Raw genomic sequence first — 17,908 nt, 5'->3', positions numbered from 1 at the left:
CTGCATTTTGGAGAGACGAACAATGATCAAGCATTGGATCAACGGCAAGCAGGTCGAAAGCCGCGAGACATTCGTTACGCACAATCCCGCGACCGGCGAGGAAATTGCGGCAGTCGCCTCGGGTGGCGAAATCGAAGTCGAGGCGGCAGTGGCCGCGGCCAAGGCGGCCTTTCCAGGCTGGGCCGGTACGCCGGCCAAAGAGCGTGCGCGCATCATGCGCCGGCTGGGCGAGCTGATCCAGGATAACGTGCCGCAACTCGCCGCGCTCGAGACGCAAGATACCGGACTGCCGATCGCGCAGACCAGCAGGCAGCTGATTCCACGGGCTTCGGAAAACTTCAATTTCTTTGCCGAAGTGTGCGTGCAGATGAATGGCCGCACCTATCCGGTCGACGATACCATGCTCAATTACACGCTCTACCAGCCGGTCGGCGTGTGCGCGCTGATCTCGCCATGGAACGTGCCGTTCATGACGGCCACCTGGAAAGTCGCGCCTTGCCTGGCGCTGGGCAATACCGCCGTGCTGAAAATGTCGGAGCTCTCGCCGCTTACCGCCGACCAGCTTGGCCGCTTGTCGCTCGAAGCCGGCGTGCCGGCCGGGGTCCTGAACGTTGTGCAAGGTTTTGGCGCGACGGCCGGCGATGCGCTGGTCCGCCACCCGGATGTGCGTGCCGTCTCATTTACCGGCGGGACGACTACCGGGCGCCGCATCATCGAACGCGCCGGCCTGAAGAAGTTCTCGATGGAGCTCGGCGGCAAGTCGCCGGTGTTGATTTTCGACGACGCCGACCTCGAGCGCGCGCTCGATGCGTCGCTGTTCACGATTTTCTCGATCAATGGCGAGCGGTGCACCGCCGGCTCGCGCATCTTCATACAGGAAACGATCTACGACGATTTCGTGCGCCGGTTTGCCGAGCGCGCCAACCGCCTGACGGTGGGCGATCCGGCCGACGAGAAAACCCACGTGGGCGCCATGATCACCCGCCAGCACTGGGAAAAGGTCACCGGCTACATTCGCCTGGGCGAGCAGGAAGGCGCCTCGATCGCCGCCGGCGGACCGGATCAGCCTGCCGGGCTGCCGGCACACCTGAAAAATGGCAATTTCGTGCGGCCCACGGTGCTCGCCAATGTCGAGAACCGGATGCGCGTGGCGCAGGAGGAAATCTTCGGGCCGGTGGCTTGCCTGATTCCATTCAAGAACGAAGCCGACGGCCTGGCGCAGGCCAACGACGTCAAATACGGGTTGGCGTCGTATGTATGGACGCAGGACGTGGGCAAGGTGCACCGCCTGGCACGGGGCATCGAGGCAGGCATGGTGTTCGTCAATAGCCAAAACGTGCGCGATTTGCGCCAGCCGTTCGGCGGCACCAAGGAATCGGGCACCGGCCGTGAGGGCGGCGAATACAGCTTCGAGGTATTTGCCGAAGTGAAGAATGTCTGCATCTCGATGGGCAATCACCACATTCCCAAGTGGGGCGTGTAAAGCGAACGGGGCATCAGACCGGGCTGGCGAAATTGAGAGGAGACACGAGAAATGGGTAAATTGTCGCTGGCGGCCAAGATCACACATGTGCCGTCGATGTATCTGTCCGAGCTGCCCGGCAAACATCATGGCTGCCGGGAGGCGGCCATCGCGGGTCATCGTGAAATCGGCCGGCGCTGCCGCGAACTGGGCGTCGATACGATCGTGGTGTCGGACGTGCACTGGCTGGTCAACGCGGGTTATCACGTCAATTGCAACCGTCGCTTCAAAGGCGTGTACACCAGCAACGAGCTGCCGCATTTCATCAGGGACATGGCCTACGAATACCCGGGCAACCCGACGCTCGGCCGGTTGATCGCGCAGACCGCCAGCGAGCAGGGGGTGTTCACGCGCGCGCATGAAATCGACAGCCTCGAACTCGAATACGGCACGCTCGTGCCCATGCGCTATATGAACGGCGACGCGCATTTCAAGGTGGTGTCGATCGCCGGCTGGTGCGCATGGCACCAGCTCGACGAGAGCCGCCGCTTTGGCGCTGCGCTCATGGACGCGATCGGGAAAAGCGACGCCAACGTAGCGTTTCTCGCCAGCGGCTCGCTGTCGCACCGGTTCAACGACAATAACAGCCCGGAAGAGGCGATTCATGAGATCAGCCGCGAGTTCTTCCGTCAGGTCGACCTGCGTGTGGTCGAATTGTGGAAGCAGGGCGATTGGGCAACGTTTTGCAAGATGCTGCCCGAATACAATGAGCATTGCATCGGCGAGGGCGGCATGCACGACACGGCGATGCTGCTCGGGCTGCTCGGATGGGACGCCTATGACAAGCCGGTGGAAATCGTCACCGATTATTTCGCGAGCTCAGGCACCGGACAGATCAACGCGATCTTCCCGGTGCCTTGAGCCATTTCGATCCGCTGGAGGTTTGCGATGCCCCACGTCATTGTCGAATACACCGACAACATCCGCGCCGAGGCCCACGTGCCAGCGCTGCTCAAGACCATCAACGACACCCTGATCGCGCAAGGCGACGTGTTCCCGATCGGCGGCATACGCTCGCGCGCGATCGAATTGCGCGACTACCGCATGGCCGATGGCGACCCGGGGGCAGACTATGCCTTTGTGCATGTCACGCTCAAGATTGCCGGCGGGCGCGACGAGGCGGTCAGGAAAAAAGCCTGCGATGCACTGTTCGACGCAATCAAGCAGCATTTTGCGTCACTGTACGCGCGACGCTACCTGGCGCTGTCGCTTGAGCTGGTCGAGTTCAGCGAAGGCGGCAGCTACAAGCACAATAACGTGCATTCACGCTTCAAGAAGGCGTAATACCGATGCTAAGCCGAGACACCATCGAGCAGATTGCCGCGCGCCTGCACGAAGCCGAGCAAAAACGCGCGCAGATCCGTCAGATTTCGCTCGATTATCCCGAGATCACGATCGAGGACGCCTACGCGATTCAGCACGCGTGGGTATCGATGAAGCTGGCGGCAGGGCGCACCGTCAAAGGGCACAAGATTGGCCTGACCTCGCGCGCGATGCAGATGTCCTCGCAGATCGACGAGCCCGACTATGGCACCTTGCTCGACGATATGTTCTTCGCCGAAGGCTGCGACGTGCCGGCCGGGCGCTTCATCATGCCACGCGTGGAAGTGGAGCTCGCGTTCGTGCTGGGCAAGCCGCTGGCGGGCCCCAACTGCACGCTGTTCGATGTCTATGACGCAATCGACTATGTGATTCCGGCACTGGAGATCATCGATGCGCGCAGCCAGTCGATCGATCCCGGCACCAAGCGTCCGCGCAAGGTATTCGATACGATCTCGGATAATGCAGCCAACGCTGGCGTGATATTGGGCGGGCGGCCGATCAAGCCGTTCGACGTCGATTTGCGCTGGGTTTGCGCGATCCTGTCGCGCAACGGCGTGATCGAGGAGACTGGCGTGGCCGCCGGCGTCCTGAATCATCCGGCCAATGGAGTCGTGTGGCTGGCCAACCGGCTGGCCCGGTTCGACGTCGCGCTCGCCGCCGGCGAGGTTATCCTGAGCGGCTCGTTCACCCGGCCCGTGCTGGCGCGCGCCGGCGATACGTTCCACGCCGATTACGGTCCGATGGGCTCGATCGCCTGTCATTTCGCATGAGGAGCAAGTCATGGAGTTTTCGCGTAACCCATTCAAGCAGGCGCTCCTGGCCGGTGAGCAGCAGATCGGGCTATGGCTCGGGCTGGCCAGTGCCTATACGGCTGAGCTGCTGGCTGGCGCCGGCTTCGACTGGCTCCTGATCGACGGCGAGCATGCCCCCAACAATGTACCGTCGATACTCGCTCAACTGCAGGCCGTGGCACCGTATCCCGTGCACCCTGTAGTGCGCGCGGCGTGGAACGACGCGGTGCAGATCAAGCAGCTGCTCGATATCGGCGCGCAGAACCTGCTGGTGCCGATGGTGCAGGACGCCGCGCAGGCCGCAGCGGCGGTGGCCGCCACCCGCTACCCGCCGCAGGGCATACGCGGGGTTGCAAGCTCGATCGTTCGCGCTTCGCGCTGGAATCGCGTACCGGACTACGTCACCCGGGCCAACGAAGAAATGTGCGTGCTGGTGCAGGTCGAGACACGGGCGGCGCTTGCCAATATCGAGACGATCGCCGCGGTGGATGGCGTCGACGGGGTGTTCATCGGACCCGCCGATCTGGCGGCCGATTTCGGTCACCTCGGCAACCCGGGCCACCCCGACGTGCAGCACGCGATTGACGATGGCCTGCGGCGCATCCGCGCGGCGGGCAAAGCCGCCGGCATTCTGAGCAGCGACGAAAAGCAGGCCCGGCACTATATGGCGCAGGGCAGCACCTTCACCGCGGTTGGCGTCGACGCGGCAGTGCTCGCGCGCAGCGCGCAGGCGCTTGCGGCGCAATTCAAGGGCGGTGCGGATGCCGCGGCCGCAGGCCGCGGCGATAAAGCGTATTAGCGCGGCCCGGCGTTATCGGCCCGCTTGATCAAGTGCGCTGTTCAGCGCGGCGAGCGACTGGGCGCCGCTCATGCGCGCGCCGTTGGCGAAAATGATGGTCGGCGTGGCGCTGACATCGAGCCGGCTGCCGAGAGCCAGATTGCTGTCGAGCGCGCTCGCGTTGCATGAAGCCTGAGGCTGAGGCTTGCGCTGCTTCAACATCCAGTCCGTCCAGGCCGCGTCGCGATTGGGCGAGCACCAGATGTCGCGCGACATCGGCTTTGAGTTGGGCGTAAGCACCGGGAACAGGAAGGTATAGATCGTCACGTTGTCGACATGTTGCAGGGTCTGCTCGAGACGCTTGCAAAAAGGGCAGTACGGATCGGCGAAGATCGCCATCTTGCGGCTGCCATTGCCCTTGACGGTTTTGATGGCGTCGGCCAGCGGCAGGCTCGAGAAGTCGGTCTTCTGGGCGGCCTGCAGGCTGGCCTCGGTCAGGTTCCTGCGTCCCTGGGTCTGGATGAGCTGGCCCACCAGCATGTACTTCCCGGCTCGATCGGCGTAAATGATTTTGTGATCGACGTAGACTTCGTAAATGCCGGGCAGCGGTGTCGCCGACACTTTCGACACGCTCAGGCCGTCACCCAGGTTCTGGTCCAGCGCAGCCTGCATGGCTGCCACCGTCGGCGGCGTCTCGGCCCATGCCGGGGCAAGCATGCCGAACAGCGCCGCGCACAGCAAGGCGCGGTTTGCAACATGTGATTTCATTGGGATTATCTGGCGTGCAGTGATTGATACAGCATGTAAAGGGCGACCAGGATGATCATCCCGGCGAAAATGCGGTTCAGTGCGCCGCGCTTGTTGGCAAGATGGCCCGCCGCACGAGCGCCAAGCCATCCGCCGATGACGCCGCCAGCGACGAATTCGATCGCGATCGCCCAATCGACCTGGCTGGTCAACGCGTAATTGATCGCGGTAGTCAGCCCGAACGATCCCACTGCGAACAGCGACGTGCCGATCGCTTCGGCAATTGGCATCGGTCCTGCGAACATCAGGCCCGGGACGATCAGAAATCCGCCGCCGATGCCAAAGAACCCCGACAGGCCGCCCGCGCCGAGCCCGGTACCCCAAAGCCGCGGATGGGCGCCCGGGCGAAGCGCTTGGCCTGGGGGATGCGCGGCTCTTGGCCGCAACATCAGGAACGCCACGAAACACATCAGCACGGCAAAATAGATCAGCAGGCTGTGGCCATTGACCAATTTGCCGATCGACGAGCCAATGGCCGCACCGATCACGCCGCTGGCCGCGAACGAAAACGCCGCACGCCAGCGCACACGGCCGGCGCGGGCGTGCGGAATCAGATTGATGTAAGCGTTGGTCGCCACCGCCAGTGCCGACGTGCCGATCACCAGGTGAGGGTCTTTCAACCCCACCACATACAGAATGAGCGGCACCGCGAGAATCGAGCCGCCGCCGCCGACCAGACCCAGAGAAAAGCTGACGAATCCGCCGCACAACGCGGCAACCACGCCTTGTGTCAGCGAGGGCATTGCAAAAATATCCATGATTTCATTGCTCGAAAAGCACTTGGCCCATTGCGTGCGGGAACCCCGGCCGCGCAGGACCAGCCAGCTGGATCGCTGGCCGCGACGTCAATATTACTCTACGAAATAAGCATATATCTATGAGTAATATGGTACGTAAAAGTGCCCGCCTTGTCAAAGCGAAGCGCGGCTTTCGTGCACGCTGACGCGTGACGAATCAGAGCCCGCCAGGAGGGAACGGCCGCATTGGGCCGAGCGAGCCGATAATTAAAGTAAAACTTTAATTATCAGTCTCAATATATTGTTTTATTTATATTTTTTCGGCGGGATTCATTCGCTGCCCAGGACATGGCCGTTGACCGTACGGCCGTACATCGAGTACTTGGAGTTGTGATACTTGAGGCGCGTGGCCTCGACCGAACCAGTGAAACGCGGGTCCTGCGGCCGCTCATGACTGTCCATGAAAGTCGCCACGTCCCACGCTTGCTGGTCGGTCAGCGAGCCACCCAGGCCCAGCGGCATATTGGCCTTGATGAAGTTGGCCGCGTTCTGAATCGAATGCATGCCCGCGCCCCAGTTGAACGAGCGTGCGCCCCACAGCGGCGGAAAAACCACTTTGCCGCCGCTCGATTGTCCTTGCCCGTCGGGGCCGTGGCACAGCGCGCAGTGCTGCGCAAAAACCTCGCTGCCGCGCGCATAGCTTGGGGTAAGCGCAGGCGCGGGCAGCTTCGGATACCCACGTCCGGCCACTGGACCGCCGACCGGCGCGCCGGTGGACAGCCAATACGCGTAGCTCTCCAGCGCCACCAGCACCGGATCGCCCAGCGGCGGCGCCTTGCCGTTCATGCTGAAGCGGAAGCAACCCTGTATGCGCTCGGCGAACGTATTCACGTGGCCATTCTTGCTGCGATAGGCCGGGTAGGAAATATATGCGGCCCAAAGCGGACTCGCATTCGGCCGGCGGCCGGCATCGAGGTGACAACTGGCGCAATTGAGCGAATTGCCGACGAACTTTCCGGCGAAGGTGCCCGTATGGATGAAAATCTGCTCACCCAGTTTGACGGATTTGCCGAATTCGCCCTTGGGCATCGCGCTCTCGGGCGGCGGCGTGAACTGCACCGGCGCAGGGCCCGCCGCATTGGCGCCGGGCAAGGCGCCGATGACAAGCAGCAGGCCGAGCAGGGGGGCGGTGACCAGCAAGTGAATGCGCTTCATTGTCCGTCTCCATGAACGTTCGCGCGAGCCGCCACCGGGTGGCCCAATCCGCCGTAATAAGTCGACACGGCAGTGATATCGGCCTCGGACAGCTTGCCCGCGACCATGTGCATCAAGCCCAGAGGCCCTGGCGGGCGGGTACCGGCCTGGAACGCATGCAACTGGCTCGCAATGTAGGCCGCCGACTGGCCCGCCAGCGGCGGAAACGTTGCCCCGACGCCGATGCCGCCCGGCCCGTGACACTGCGCGCAAGCAGGCAGGCCGGCAAGCCAGCGCCCGCGATTGGCCAGCCAGGCGCCCGCGTTGGTGGGTTCGATGGTCGCGTCGTCGATCGGCGGCACGGCAACTGGTGCGGGCAATTGACTGAAATAGGCCGCTACGGCAATGCGCTCGCTCGGCGTCAATGCTTTCGCGAAGGGGTGCATGACCGGATTCTGGCGCTGCCCGCTGGCAAACGCATCGAGCTGCCCGACCAGGTAGGCGACGCTGAGTCCCGCGAGCCGCGGAAAACCCGCTGCCGCGTTACCTTGCCCCTGCGTACCGTGGCAACTGACGCAAGCCGGCACGCCTTGGGCGGTGCCATGCGTGGCAATAGTCAGGCCGAGTCCGGCGGGTGCCGCCGCTTGCAATCCGGCCGTTTGCGCCCGCGCCTGTTGCCCGATGATGAAGATGCTCGCCAATGCTGCCGCCAGCAACCACCACGGGTGTGTGCCTCGGTGTCGCGCAGAGGCTACTCGTCCTCGCTCCATGTTTCGTCCCCTCTCGTTGTTGTTGACGTATGCTCGCGTGCCGGTCGCGGCGGCCGGCGGCATGCGCTGGTACTGCCAGTCGGCCATCACGACTCGATCATAGCGCTTGTCGCTTCGAGCGCACAGTCCGGGCCGGCCTCCACAGCGGCCTCGCGTTCGGGCGACCAACCGCCGCACTCAGCCCTGCGGACGCGGCGCCGCCGCGGGCTGTCCGCAAGCCAGATTGGCGGGCACGGCGATATCCATCATCTTGGGAGCCGGCAAATTGAGGTTATTCATCAGTGCGATGTATTCGCCCTGGGTCTTGCCGGCCAGGCGCGGATTGAAGCGCTTTTCTTCACCGATGCTCGACGCCGTCCAGCCTCTGTAATCGTGGCCGGGGTACAGCGTCGTGTCGTCGGGCAGCCGAAACAGCTTATTGACGATCGAATCCCAGGAACGGGCGGGGTCGCCGCCCTGAAAATCCGTGCGCCCGGTGCCGCGAATCAGCAGCACGTCGCCGGTGAAGACCGCGCGCGGCGCGGCGGGCGCCAGCACGAAGCTGAACGACTCGTCGGTATGCCCGGGCGTATAGAGCGCGGCCAGCTCGATACCGTCCACGCGCAGAATCTCGCCGTCGCTCACCTGCCGCGACACGCATTCCGCCTTGGAGCGCTCGCCCATGAGCGTGGTGCATTGCGTGGCATCGCGCAGATCGCCGAGCGCCGTCACGTGATCGGCATGCGTGTGGGTATCGATCGCATGCACCAGCCGCAAGTCGAGTTGTTCGATGAGCGTGGTGTAGTCCGCCAGATGCTCCTTGACCGGATCGATGAGCAATGCTTCACCGCCGGGTCGGGAAGCGAGCAGATAGGTATAAGTGCTCGACGCAGTGTCGAAAAGCTGACGAAAAATCATGGGGATATCGGTCTGTGCCGCCAATATTACTTATTGAAATAAGCATATACTTATAAGTAATAGACTATAAGGCGGCAATCCCGGTGTCAATGCGGTTTTGCGCTATGGCTGTGCCGCCTGGCCCAGCATCACCCGCACACGATGAATCTGGCCGTCGTCGACCAGCGTGACACTGGGGGTATTCGAGGGCAGGGGCACGCCGTCCAGTTCGACACGCGCAACGCCTTTGGACACGCCATGCGGGTTATCGATTGTCACCAGGTAGTGCGTCACGCCATGCCGGTAGTCGAGACGGAAGTTGCGCCAGTCGCGAGGGATGCAAGGATCGATGATCAAGTGCTCGCCATGCTTTTGCAGGCCCAGGACCGATTCGAGCCCGCCGCGATAGAGCCATCCGGCCGAGCCGGTATACCAGGTCCAGCCACCGCGCCTGACGTGCGCCGGCGCGGCGTAAATGTCGCCCGCCACCACATACGGCTCGACCTTGTAGGCGTGCACGCCGGCGCGGGTCGAGGCATGATTGACGGGATTGAGCATCTTGAGCAAATCACCCGCCCGATCCCCGTCGCCCAGCATTGCATAGGCGATCATGCACCACGCCGCGGCATGCGTATATTGGCCACCGTTCTCGCGCACGCCGGGCAGGTAGCCTTTGATGTATCCGGGATCATGCGGCGTTTTATCGAACGGCGGCGCGAGCAGCAGCACCAGATCATCGCCCGGCCTAATCAAATACTGCTCGACCGACGCCATCGCGCGCCGTTGCCGCGTGAGCTCGGCCGCGCCCGATATCACGCTCCAGCTTTGCGCCAGCGAATCGATCCGGCACTCCGCATTGGCAGAACTGCCCAGCGGCGTGCCGTCGTCGAAATAGGCGCGCCGATACCAGGCGCCATCCCAGGCATCTTTTTTCAACGCGGCGCGCAAGGCGGCGGCATGCTTGTGCCAGCGCTCGACGCAGGCGTGCTCGCCGCGCGCGGCGGCCAGCACGGAAAATTTCGCGATGGTCGAGTACAGGAACCAGCCAAGCCACACGCTCTCCCCCTTGCCCGCCTGGCCCACGCGGTTCATGCCGTCGTTCCAGTCGCCGCCGCCCATTAACGGCAGCCCATGCGCTCCATTGGCCAGGCTGCAATCGATCGCGCGCACGCAATGCTCGAACAGCGTCCCGGTCTGGGCCGAGACCTTCGGCGCGTAATAGGCGTCGTCGTGCTCGGCCGGCACTGCGGGGCCTTCGAGGAATGGCAGCACTTCATCCAGGACAGCCGCGTCGGCGCTCACCCCTACATATTGCGCGACCACATACGGCAACCAGAGGCGGTCATCCGAGATACGGGTGCGTACACCGCGCCCCTGAGGTGGATGCCACCAGTGCTGCACATCACCCTCGACGAACTGCCGGGCAGCCGCATCCAGCAGGTGAGCGCGCGCGAGATCCGGCCGTGCCAGCGTCAGCGCCATGCAGTCTTGCAACTGATCCCGGAATCCAAAAGCGCCGCTGGCTTGGTAAAAGGCGGCGCGAGCCCACATCCGGCACGCCAGCACCTGATAGAGCAGCCAGCCGTTGAGCATCAGATCGGTGGCACGATCCGGGGTTTCGACCTGCACCTTGGTCAAGATGCGGTCCCACTGCGCATTTACTTCGGCGAGCACTTCCGTCGGGTCGAGCGCGCGGTAGCGGCCGATCAGTTGCCGGGCTGCCGGCCGGTCGGCGGTCTGGCCGAGCAGGAAAGTCAGCTGCACGCGTTGGCCGGGCGCGAGTTCAACCGCGGTCTGAAGCGCGCTGCATGGATCGAATCCGGCGCCGGTGCGGTTGCTCAGGCCGGCTGAGCCAGCCAATGCCGCCGGTTGCTCGAGCGTGCCGTTGCGGCCGATGAATTCGGTGCGATCACCCGTCCACGACGTTTTGCGGCCGACCCAGTCGACGAAGGCAATGCGCTTGCCGAACCCGGCATTCCAGGGGTTGGCGGCAAACATTGCGCCGGTCTGCGCATCCATTTCCGTCACGATGAACGGAGCGCTGGCGGCCCTGGATGTGCCCAACACCCACTCGGCATAACCCGTCACCGAGAGTTTGCGCGGGCGGGAAGACAGGTTCTCCAGCGTCAGGACCGAAATCTTGACCGGATCGCTCCAGCTCACGAATTGCAGCAATTCGCTCATCACGCCGTGCGAGCTGTGCTGAAAACGGCTATAGCCATGGCCGTGACGGGCGATGTAGCGGGTGTTTTCGATTCGTATCGGCAGTGCAGTGGGCGCCCAAAGCTCCCCCGTTTCGTCATCGCGCAAATAAAACACCTCGCCTGGCGTATCGCAAACCGGATCGTTGGACCAAGGCGTTAGCTGGTTCGCCTGGCTGTTCTCCGACCACGTGTAGCCGGCACCGGACTCGGAGACTTGAAAGCCGAAAGCCGGATTCGCAATTACGTTGATCCAGGGCGCCGGCGTGCGCTGATCCGGCCCCAGCACGGTGACATACTCGCGGCCCTGGCTGGCGAAGCCGCCCAGGCCATTGAAAAACTCCAGCGTCGGCACGGCCGGCAGCGCCGTTTGCGCGAATGCCCGGGGCGTCAGCGGCGCCGGCAAGGGCGGTGGGGCGACCGGCTTGGATTCCGCGCGGCGCAGGCGCAACACCTGCTCCTCCAGGCTGCCTTGCTGGATGCCCAGCACCACCGCGCGCGCCGCGCACAACAGCAGATCCCGTTCGGAAGCCTCGATCAAGTCGGCGCGCAGCACGAAAATGCCGCCACCCCTGCCCCCCGGGGCGGGCGTTGCCTGGCAGCCGCTCACCATATTTTCCAGCGACGTTTGCAAATCCTGGACATAAGAGGCTTTTCTCTCGTTCAGGATAACCAGATCGACCGCCAGGCCCTTGCCATGCCAATATTCGTGCGCGCGCAGCAACTGCCGGACAATTTCACGATCTTCCTGATCGTCGGTGCGCACCAGCACAATCGGCAGATCTCCCGAAATGCTATAGCGCCACAGGGCCGTGGCATTGAGCGTATTACGCTTGAGTACTTCGCTGCTGGGTCGCATGACGGGGTCGGAATAGAGCACCCGATTGGCGAGGTACTGAAAGGTATGCGCTTCCTCCGCCGTGATCCCGAGATGGTGCAGGCGCACCTGGCCCTGCGTCCACGCCAGGGTCGAGATGCGCTCGAAACTCGCCGCATCGCGGTATTTGTCCGCCAGATCGATGATCTCACCGCGGGTTGGCGCGACCATGGTGGCGAACAGGATGTCCGCCGTGGCGCCAGCCGCGACCTGCACGCGAGTGCGCAGGCTCAGCACAGGATCGAGCACCGATCCCACGGTATTGGAGAGCGGCCGGCCGTCCATGATCGCGACCGGATCGCGTATCGGGTGGCCGCGCCCGAGAAAGCGGGCACGATCGGTCTCATAGCCGACGTTTTCGCTGCGCGAGCCGCCGGCCAGGATGTGCGCGGCCCATACCGGGGCGTCGGTAGCGCTGTGCGGTCGTCGCATGGCCAGCAGACCATGCACCTCCGGCAAGTATTCGGTATGGATGAAAAGATTCGAAAAAGCCGGGTGCGTCGCGTCGGCCGCCATGGGCGCGAGCACGACCTCCGCATAGGAAGTCAGTTCGATTTCCACGGCTTGCGCGCCCGAATTGGTAAGCGTGAGACGGCGGATCTCGGCGTTGTCTTCCGGCGAAACAATGATTTCCAGACAGGTCGAAAGGGTCCCGTCGTGGCGCACGAAGCGGGCTCGATCCTCCGAGAAAACCACCTCGTAGCGATCGGGTTCCAGGCCGAGCGGCTGATAGGTTGCAGACCACACGTCGCCGCTCGCGGTATCGCGCAGGAAAATATAGCTTCCCCAAGCGTCGCAAGTGACATCCTCGCGCCAGCGCGTCACGGCCAGGCCATCCCAGACGCTATACCCCGAGCCCGCGGTGGTCACCATCACGGCATAGCGCCCGTTCGACAGCAGATGAGTCGACGGCACGGCTTGCCGGGCCGAGTGAAAGCGGCGGGAAACAGGCCTGATGATCTCTTTGGCCAGCACCGCATCGGCGATATCCGGGCGAACTTGAGCTTTTCCGACTTCACGTGGACGCGGTTCCTGCAGCAGCAGATCGGCGGCGCGAACGATCGGTTGACGATGAAAGCGGCGGCGCATGACATCGTCGAACAGCACGTTGCCAAGCGCCACCAGGGACATTCCCTGGTGGTGGGTCATATAGGCGCGCACGGGCGCCACGCTGCGGTTTTCGGGCAGGCGCGACGGCGTGAAATCGATCGCATCGTAGTAACCGAAGATGCCGCGCCCGCCGGCCGCATCGAGTTGCTTGAAGTTGGCGACGGCCGCGCGCGTATCGTACATGGCGGCGAGCAGGGTAGCGTACGGCGCAATCACCAGGTGCTGTGCCAAGCCGCGTTTCAATCCCAGTTCCGGGATGCCGAAGTCGGCATACTGATACGTCAAGGCGCGATCGCGGACGTTATAGGCCGACTCGGAAACGCCCCACGGCAGGTGCCGCTCGCGCCCGTATGCGATTTGCCGCTTGACGGCCAGATGACAGGTTTCATCCAGCAGGCTGTATGACGGCGTGAACATCACCAGCGAGGGCATCAGGTACTCGAACATCGAGCCTGACCAGGACATCAGGACCGCGCCGCTGCCCTGTGGCGTCATCGGACGTCCCAGGCGGAACCAATGGGTGGCCGCGACGTCGCCCTTGGCGATGGCGATAAAGCTGGCCAGGCGGGACTCCGAAGCGAGCAAATCGTAGTAGCTGTTGTCCAGCACTCCTTCCTTGATGCGATAACCCACCGAGAACAGGCGGCGTTCGGGATCGAAAAGAAAGCCGAATTCCATTTCCTCGCATAGACGCCTTGCAGTCGCAGCCAGGGCTTCGAGCCGACCGGCCAGCCCGGCGCAGGCATTTCCGATCGGGTGCAAGGCGTCACGGGCGACAGCGGCGGCATCGCCAAAGCCGTGTCCGGTGGCGGGGCCGGCCGACAATGCCGTACTGAGCGAATGGCAAAAATCAGGAGTCGCGGCGATCGAGATGCCGGGCTGCAATGCGCCCTCGCGACGCGGCAAAGGCGTGGCGTATTCGATTGCCTGCACAAGCGAGGTCGGCACGCATAACGGCAGGTCGCGACGATGGCTGGCGACATCGGCGCGGATCGATTGCGCCCAGGCCAGCACCTCGCTGTGCTGCGCGTCGCCTCGCTCCGCGGCAAAAGTCTGCGCCAGATCGAGCAGCGTCGCCGCCCGCTCTTCGAGCCCATGCCATCGGCCGGACCAGTCGGCGTCGTTCATTGGCGCCTCAAGCAGCCACTGTTCGAAATCATCGAGCCCTTCGTTGAGCTGACGCAAGTTGACCGTCAAGGTACGGCGGTCGTCTCGCTCGGCCTGGATCGCTTCGCGCAGCAGCCATACAGTATCCCGGACTCCCGCCAACTGTGCTGCGCAAAACACCGGCTGCTGCGCCATTTCGAGGCAGCCGCTGGCAAGCGCGAGCAAGTGGCCAGCCAGATTACCGCTGTCGACCGACGAAATATATTGCGGATTGAGCGGGCTTAGCGTGCAGGTGTCATACCAATTGAAAAAATGTCCGCGAAAACGCTGCAGGGCCTGCATCGTCCCCAGCGTCGTCTCGAGCCTTTCCACCATTTCCGTGATGCCCAGCCAGCCAAAATCGCGCGCTGAAAGCGTCGACAGCAGATAAAGCCCGAAATTGGTTGGGGAACTTCGGTGCGCGACAATCGGCGCCGGGTCCTCCTGGAAATTATCGGGCGGCAGTCCGTGATCCTGCTCGGTGACAAAAGTGGCAAAAAATCGCCAGATGCGGCGCCCGGCCATGCGCATCGCCACCACGTCGGCGGCCTTGCCGGGGTAGGGCGGGGCAGTCTTCGGCGGCGCGCTGATCCATTGAGAAAAAAATGGCGAGATGCCCCACAGCACGAGAAACGGCGCGGCCAATCGCAGGTTGTCGGGATTAAGGTAGGCCACCACGGCGGCACACAGCACGGCAATGAAGATGGCGCCGCGCAAAGACCAGGTGAAACTGCCCAGCGAAATGCCCGCGCGCAATTTCGCCTGCGCGGCGGTCACCCATTCGAGCAGCAGGCGGCGGCTGACCAGCAAACGGAACAGCGTGCGGCCGATGGCATCGAGCGCCAGCCAGGCGTGGTTCGCCAGCAACGTGACGGCAATCAGCAGGTGGCTGCCGCCATAAGCCACGTCTTTGCCCACGGCACGCAGATGGCTGCGGATCGATATGCCACTGCGCGGCGGTATCAAGCCCTGGCACAGCGACAACAGCGCCGGCAAGGCAAGTGCGAGCAGCACGTAACCGCTCCACAGGCCGACGGGTACTCGCGGCAGCACCCAACTTGCCAGTAACGTGAAGATCATGGCTGGCGCGGATAGCGAGCGACGCAAGTTGTCGATCATTTTCCAGCGGCCGATGGCGGGAATCGATTCGCCGGTGAGGCCTGCAATCCATGGCAGCAACTGCCAATCGCCTCTTATCCATCGGTGCGACCGGGTTGCCGCGACTTGAGAGTGGGAAGGAAAATCTTCGAATAATTCAATATCCGTCACCAAGCCGCAGCGCACGAAGACACTTTCCAATAAATCGTGACTGAGCACGGTATTTTCGGGAATGCGGCCGGCCAACCCGCTCTCGAAAGCGTCGACGTCATAGATGCCTTTGCCGGTATAACTGCCTTCGCCGAATAGATCCTGGTAGACGTTCGAGACTGCGCCGGCGTAGGGATCGATACCGCACGGCCCGGAGAAAATGCATTGGAAAATGGACCTTTCCTGAGCCGTGGGGAGCGTCGGAGTGATGCGCGGCTGCAAAATGCCGTACCCTTCGACGACCCGGCGCGAGCGCGGATCGATCCTCGGCTGGTTCAAAGGATGCGCCGCGGTACCGACCAATTGGCGCACGGCGTCGATCGGCAGCCGCGTATCGCTATCGAGCGTCAGCACATAACGTACGCCGGCGGGTGCACGCGGCGGCTGGCCACCCACAGGCAGGAACGAGGTATCTGTCGCTCCGCGCAAAAGGCGGTTGAATTCGTGCAACTTGCCGCGCTTTCGCTCCCAGGCAATCCATTTGCGCTGGGCCTGGTTCCACAAGCGCCTGCGGTGGAACAGGAAGAAGCGCGGGGTGCCGTCGAGCGCGGCGCCATATTGTGCATTGAGCGTCGCGATTTTCTCCGCCGCGGCGTTCAACAGCGCCCAATCGCCGTCGCGATATTCGGTGTCTGCATCGGCCCAGTCCGACAGCAGCGCGAAAAGTATGTCGCCCTTGGCGTTGGCAAGGTAATGCACTTCCAGTTGTTCTATTTGCGCCTCGATTGCCGCTTGCGACGTGAGCAGCGTCGGCACCACGACAAAAGTCCGCAGTTCCGGCGGGATACCTTGCTCCAGCGCCAAACGCGCCAGATGATGCGGCGCGACCAGCCCGGTGATGGCTTTGTTGATCAGCGTAACCGCCATGTCCGAGGCCGGGAAAAACCCCAGCAAGCCCAGTAGAAGCGCCCCTGCCAGACCCACGCCGGCATTGATGCTGGGCCATAGCGGCAGGCACAACAGCACCGCGCTGAGCAGCAGGATCGTACCGATATACGCTGCCGTGGCGCGTGAGGTGTAGGCGCGCAGCAAATGCTGCTTCCACGTCGGGCGAAAACCGACTTCCCGCTCGAAGGCAGGGCGACCGCTGGAAATGAGGTAATAACCGGGGTCGGCGATGCGCCCGTCGGATAGGTTGCCCCGCTCGGCGTTGCCCGCCGCCTTGGCCACCGCGGCGCGGGCGATTTCGAGTTCGGTATGCCGCGATTGTTCGGCCAGCACCTCGATGGCGTGGCGATACCGGTCGCGGGTCGTGAAATCCATGCTCGGATACACTGGATGGCGGCGCAGGCATTCGTCGACCAGGCTGACGTCCTCGACGAGCGGGCGCCAGTCGAACGCGTACATGTCGCGCATGCTGGTGATGAGGTTGCGCACGGTCATATTGGCGGCCGCTTGTTCAGCGTGCTCGGCCTGCACGACATCGTCAAACGATTGCGCCTGGCGCGCCAATTGCTGATTCAGTCTTTGCAGCGAGATATCCTGGTAGCGCAGGCGCTGAATCAATTGCACCACGAAAGCCGATCCGAACGGTTCGGCAATCAGCTTGTTCATCGCCGTATCGATGGCCTGCGGCGTTTGAGCGCGAAGCGCCAGCAAATCGTCGGCGATTTCGTCGGCTTTCTGACGCCCCGTTTGCGCGCCAATGACATGCACGCTTAACCGGCGCAGATTCTCGATCATCACGCACTGCAGGGTCAGCGGAATGGCCCACAATTCAGCAATGGTCAGCGGCTCGATGCGTTGATAGGCACGCAGAAAGCGTCGCAGCAAGGCAGCATCGAAGCGGCTATCGGTATGCGCGACGAACGCCCAGATCACGCCATAAATGCGAGGCTTGCCATGGAGCGGGCCATCCGAAAGCATCGGCAACACACGATAGGAGCGCTGCGCCAGCCCCAAGCGAGTTTCCTTGAACAGCCCTTCGATCACCCGGAAATTGTCGAGCAGCCACTCGGCCGCCGGCGTGATGGAGCGGCGCTGCCGCGTTGCCTGAGAGATCGCGCGATAGCATTTGAGCAAGACGCGTTCGTTGTCGGCCGCGCGTGCGGCCAACGCTCGCCCGTTGCCGCGGCGCGCGGAGACGACCTGCGCCGCGGCCAGGCTTGCCGCGTGTTGCTCGAGCCGCTCCGTGCTGAAAAGTTCGGCGCGAATCGGTGGCTCGCGCGGGCCGAGATCGCCGGCGATACGCTCAGCGCCAAGGAAGCTCGTAAAGCGCGGCAGGAGCCACATAGTGATACCTCTTAGGTCGCTGGATTGGGTCGGTGAGGTTCTTCTGGCCGGCCAACCGCGTTAGCCAACCCACACGCGGGAGCTGCCAGCTCATCCGGTAGGAAGCGGGCGAAACGCGCAATCAGGTCGCAGGAGCGTGGCGCCGCGGCTCGTCCGGAACGAGGCGCCGCGGGCGCGCGCCATCCACGCTCATTGCCACAATGCGACTGCTCCAACGAGGAAGCAGTCAGAGAGTG

11 protein-coding genes are annotated in these 17,908 nt (G+C 63.3%); 5 read left to right on the top strand and 6 right to left on the bottom strand.

Going from position 1 to position 17,908, the window contains the following annotated elements:
* Positions 1 to 22 precede the first annotated feature (22 nt).
* The 5 genes from hpaE to hpaI are packed head-to-tail and all read left to right on the top strand — an operon-like array spanning position 23 to position 4,435.
* Positions 23 to 1,483: a 5-carboxymethyl-2-hydroxymuconate semialdehyde dehydrogenase gene (hpaE, locus tag EPN80_RS14775; RefSeq protein WP_293028750.1), complete on the top strand. Its 1,461-nt coding sequence runs from the start codon at positions 23 to 25 to the stop codon at positions 1,481 to 1,483.
* Between the two features lie 51 nt (positions 1,484 to 1,534).
* Positions 1,535 to 2,383, top strand: coding sequence for a 3,4-dihydroxyphenylacetate 2,3-dioxygenase (gene hpaD, locus EPN80_RS14770; protein WP_293028746.1), 849 nt, complete (start codon positions 1,535 to 1,537; stop codon positions 2,381 to 2,383).
* 27 nt (positions 2,384 to 2,410) lie between these two features.
* Positions 2,411 to 2,806, top strand: coding sequence for a 5-carboxymethyl-2-hydroxymuconate Delta-isomerase (locus EPN80_RS14765; RefSeq protein ID WP_293028743.1), 396 nt, complete (start codon positions 2,411 to 2,413; stop codon positions 2,804 to 2,806).
* A 5-nt stretch (positions 2,807 to 2,811) separates the two neighbouring features.
* Positions 2,812 to 3,615, top strand: coding sequence for a 2-oxo-hept-4-ene-1,7-dioate hydratase (gene hpaH / locus EPN80_RS14760; protein WP_293028740.1), 804 nt, complete (start codon positions 2,812 to 2,814; stop codon positions 3,613 to 3,615).
* A gap of 10 nt (positions 3,616 to 3,625) precedes the next feature.
* Entirely contained in the window at positions 3,626 to 4,435 is an 810-nt protein-coding gene (hpaI, locus tag EPN80_RS14755; RefSeq protein WP_293028737.1) for a 4-hydroxy-2-oxoheptanedioate aldolase, read from the top strand.
* A gap of 12 nt (positions 4,436 to 4,447) precedes the next feature.
* Here the strand turns inward: hpaI and EPN80_RS14750 are convergent, their stop codons facing one another.
* The 6 genes from EPN80_RS14750 to EPN80_RS14725 form a co-directional block, all read right to left on the bottom strand.
* Complete coding sequence (locus tag EPN80_RS14750; protein WP_293028734.1) at positions 4,448 to 5,182, bottom strand: DsbC family protein; 735 nt, start codon at positions 5,180 to 5,182, stop codon at positions 4,448 to 4,450.
* Between the two features lie 5 nt (positions 5,183 to 5,187).
* Complete coding sequence (locus EPN80_RS14745) at positions 5,188 to 5,979, bottom strand: sulfite exporter TauE/SafE family protein (RefSeq protein WP_293028731.1); 792 nt, start codon at positions 5,977 to 5,979, stop codon at positions 5,188 to 5,190.
* Positions 5,980 to 6,288: 309 nt separating this feature from the next.
* Complete coding sequence (locus EPN80_RS14740) at positions 6,289 to 7,173, bottom strand: c-type cytochrome (RefSeq protein WP_293028729.1); 885 nt, start codon at positions 7,171 to 7,173, stop codon at positions 6,289 to 6,291.
* Positions 7,170 to 8,009 carry a c-type cytochrome gene (locus tag EPN80_RS14735; RefSeq protein ID WP_293028726.1) on the bottom strand — a complete coding sequence of 280 codons (840 nt, stop codon included), beginning with the start codon at positions 8,007 to 8,009 and terminating at the stop codon, positions 7,170 to 7,172. Before EPN80_RS14735 ends, EPN80_RS14740 begins: the two co-directional genes overlap by 4 nt.
* Before the next feature lie 90 nt (positions 8,010 to 8,099).
* Positions 8,100 to 8,819, bottom strand: coding sequence for an MBL fold metallo-hydrolase (locus EPN80_RS14730; RefSeq protein ID WP_293028723.1), 720 nt, complete (start codon positions 8,817 to 8,819; stop codon positions 8,100 to 8,102).
* Between the two features lie 102 nt (positions 8,820 to 8,921).
* Complete coding sequence (locus EPN80_RS14725; RefSeq protein WP_293028721.1) at positions 8,922 to 17,672, bottom strand: glucoamylase family protein; 8,751 nt, start codon at positions 17,670 to 17,672, stop codon at positions 8,922 to 8,924.
* Between the last annotated feature and the right edge of the window lie 236 nt (positions 17,673 to 17,908).

This window comes from Pandoraea sp., assembly GCF_004297875.1.
Taxonomy (GTDB): Bacteria; Pseudomonadota; Gammaproteobacteria; order Burkholderiales; family Burkholderiaceae; genus Pandoraea.
Note: the sequence above shows the minus strand (reverse complement) of the source record. Positions and strands in the feature narration are given on the sequence as shown.

Excerpts from the sequence above, each read along its gene's own strand:
- hpaE (WP_293028750.1), top strand. The coding sequence starts at position 23 with ATGATCAAGCATTGGATCAACGGCAAGCAGGTCGAAAGCCGCGAGACA.
- hpaD (WP_293028746.1), top strand. The coding sequence starts at position 1,535 with ATGGGTAAATTGTCGCTGGCGGCCAAGATCACACATGTGCCGTCGATG.
- EPN80_RS14765 (WP_293028743.1), top strand. The coding sequence starts at position 2,411 with ATGCCCCACGTCATTGTCGAATACACCGACAACATCCGCGCCGAGGCC.
- hpaH (WP_293028740.1), top strand. The coding sequence starts at position 2,812 with ATGCTAAGCCGAGACACCATCGAGCAGATTGCCGCGCGCCTGCACGAA.
- hpaI (WP_293028737.1), top strand. The coding sequence starts at position 3,626 with ATGGAGTTTTCGCGTAACCCATTCAAGCAGGCGCTCCTGGCCGGTGAG.
- EPN80_RS14750 (WP_293028734.1), bottom strand. The coding sequence starts at position 5,182 with ATGAAATCACATGTTGCAAACCGCGCCTTGCTGTGCGCGGCGCTGTTC.
- EPN80_RS14745 (WP_293028731.1), bottom strand. The coding sequence starts at position 5,979 with ATGGATATTTTTGCAATGCCCTCGCTGACACAAGGCGTGGTTGCCGCG.
- EPN80_RS14740 (WP_293028729.1), bottom strand. The coding sequence starts at position 7,173 with ATGAAGCGCATTCACTTGCTGGTCACCGCCCCCCTGCTCGGCCTGCTG.
- EPN80_RS14735 (WP_293028726.1), bottom strand. The coding sequence starts at position 8,009 with ATGGCCGACTGGCAGTACCAGCGCATGCCGCCGGCCGCCGCGACCGGC.
- EPN80_RS14730 (WP_293028723.1), bottom strand. The coding sequence starts at position 8,819 with ATGATTTTTCGTCAGCTTTTCGACACTGCGTCGAGCACTTATACCTAT.
- EPN80_RS14725 (WP_293028721.1), bottom strand. The coding sequence starts at position 17,672 with ATGTGGCTCCTGCCGCGCTTTACGAGCTTCCTTGGCGCTGAGCGTATC.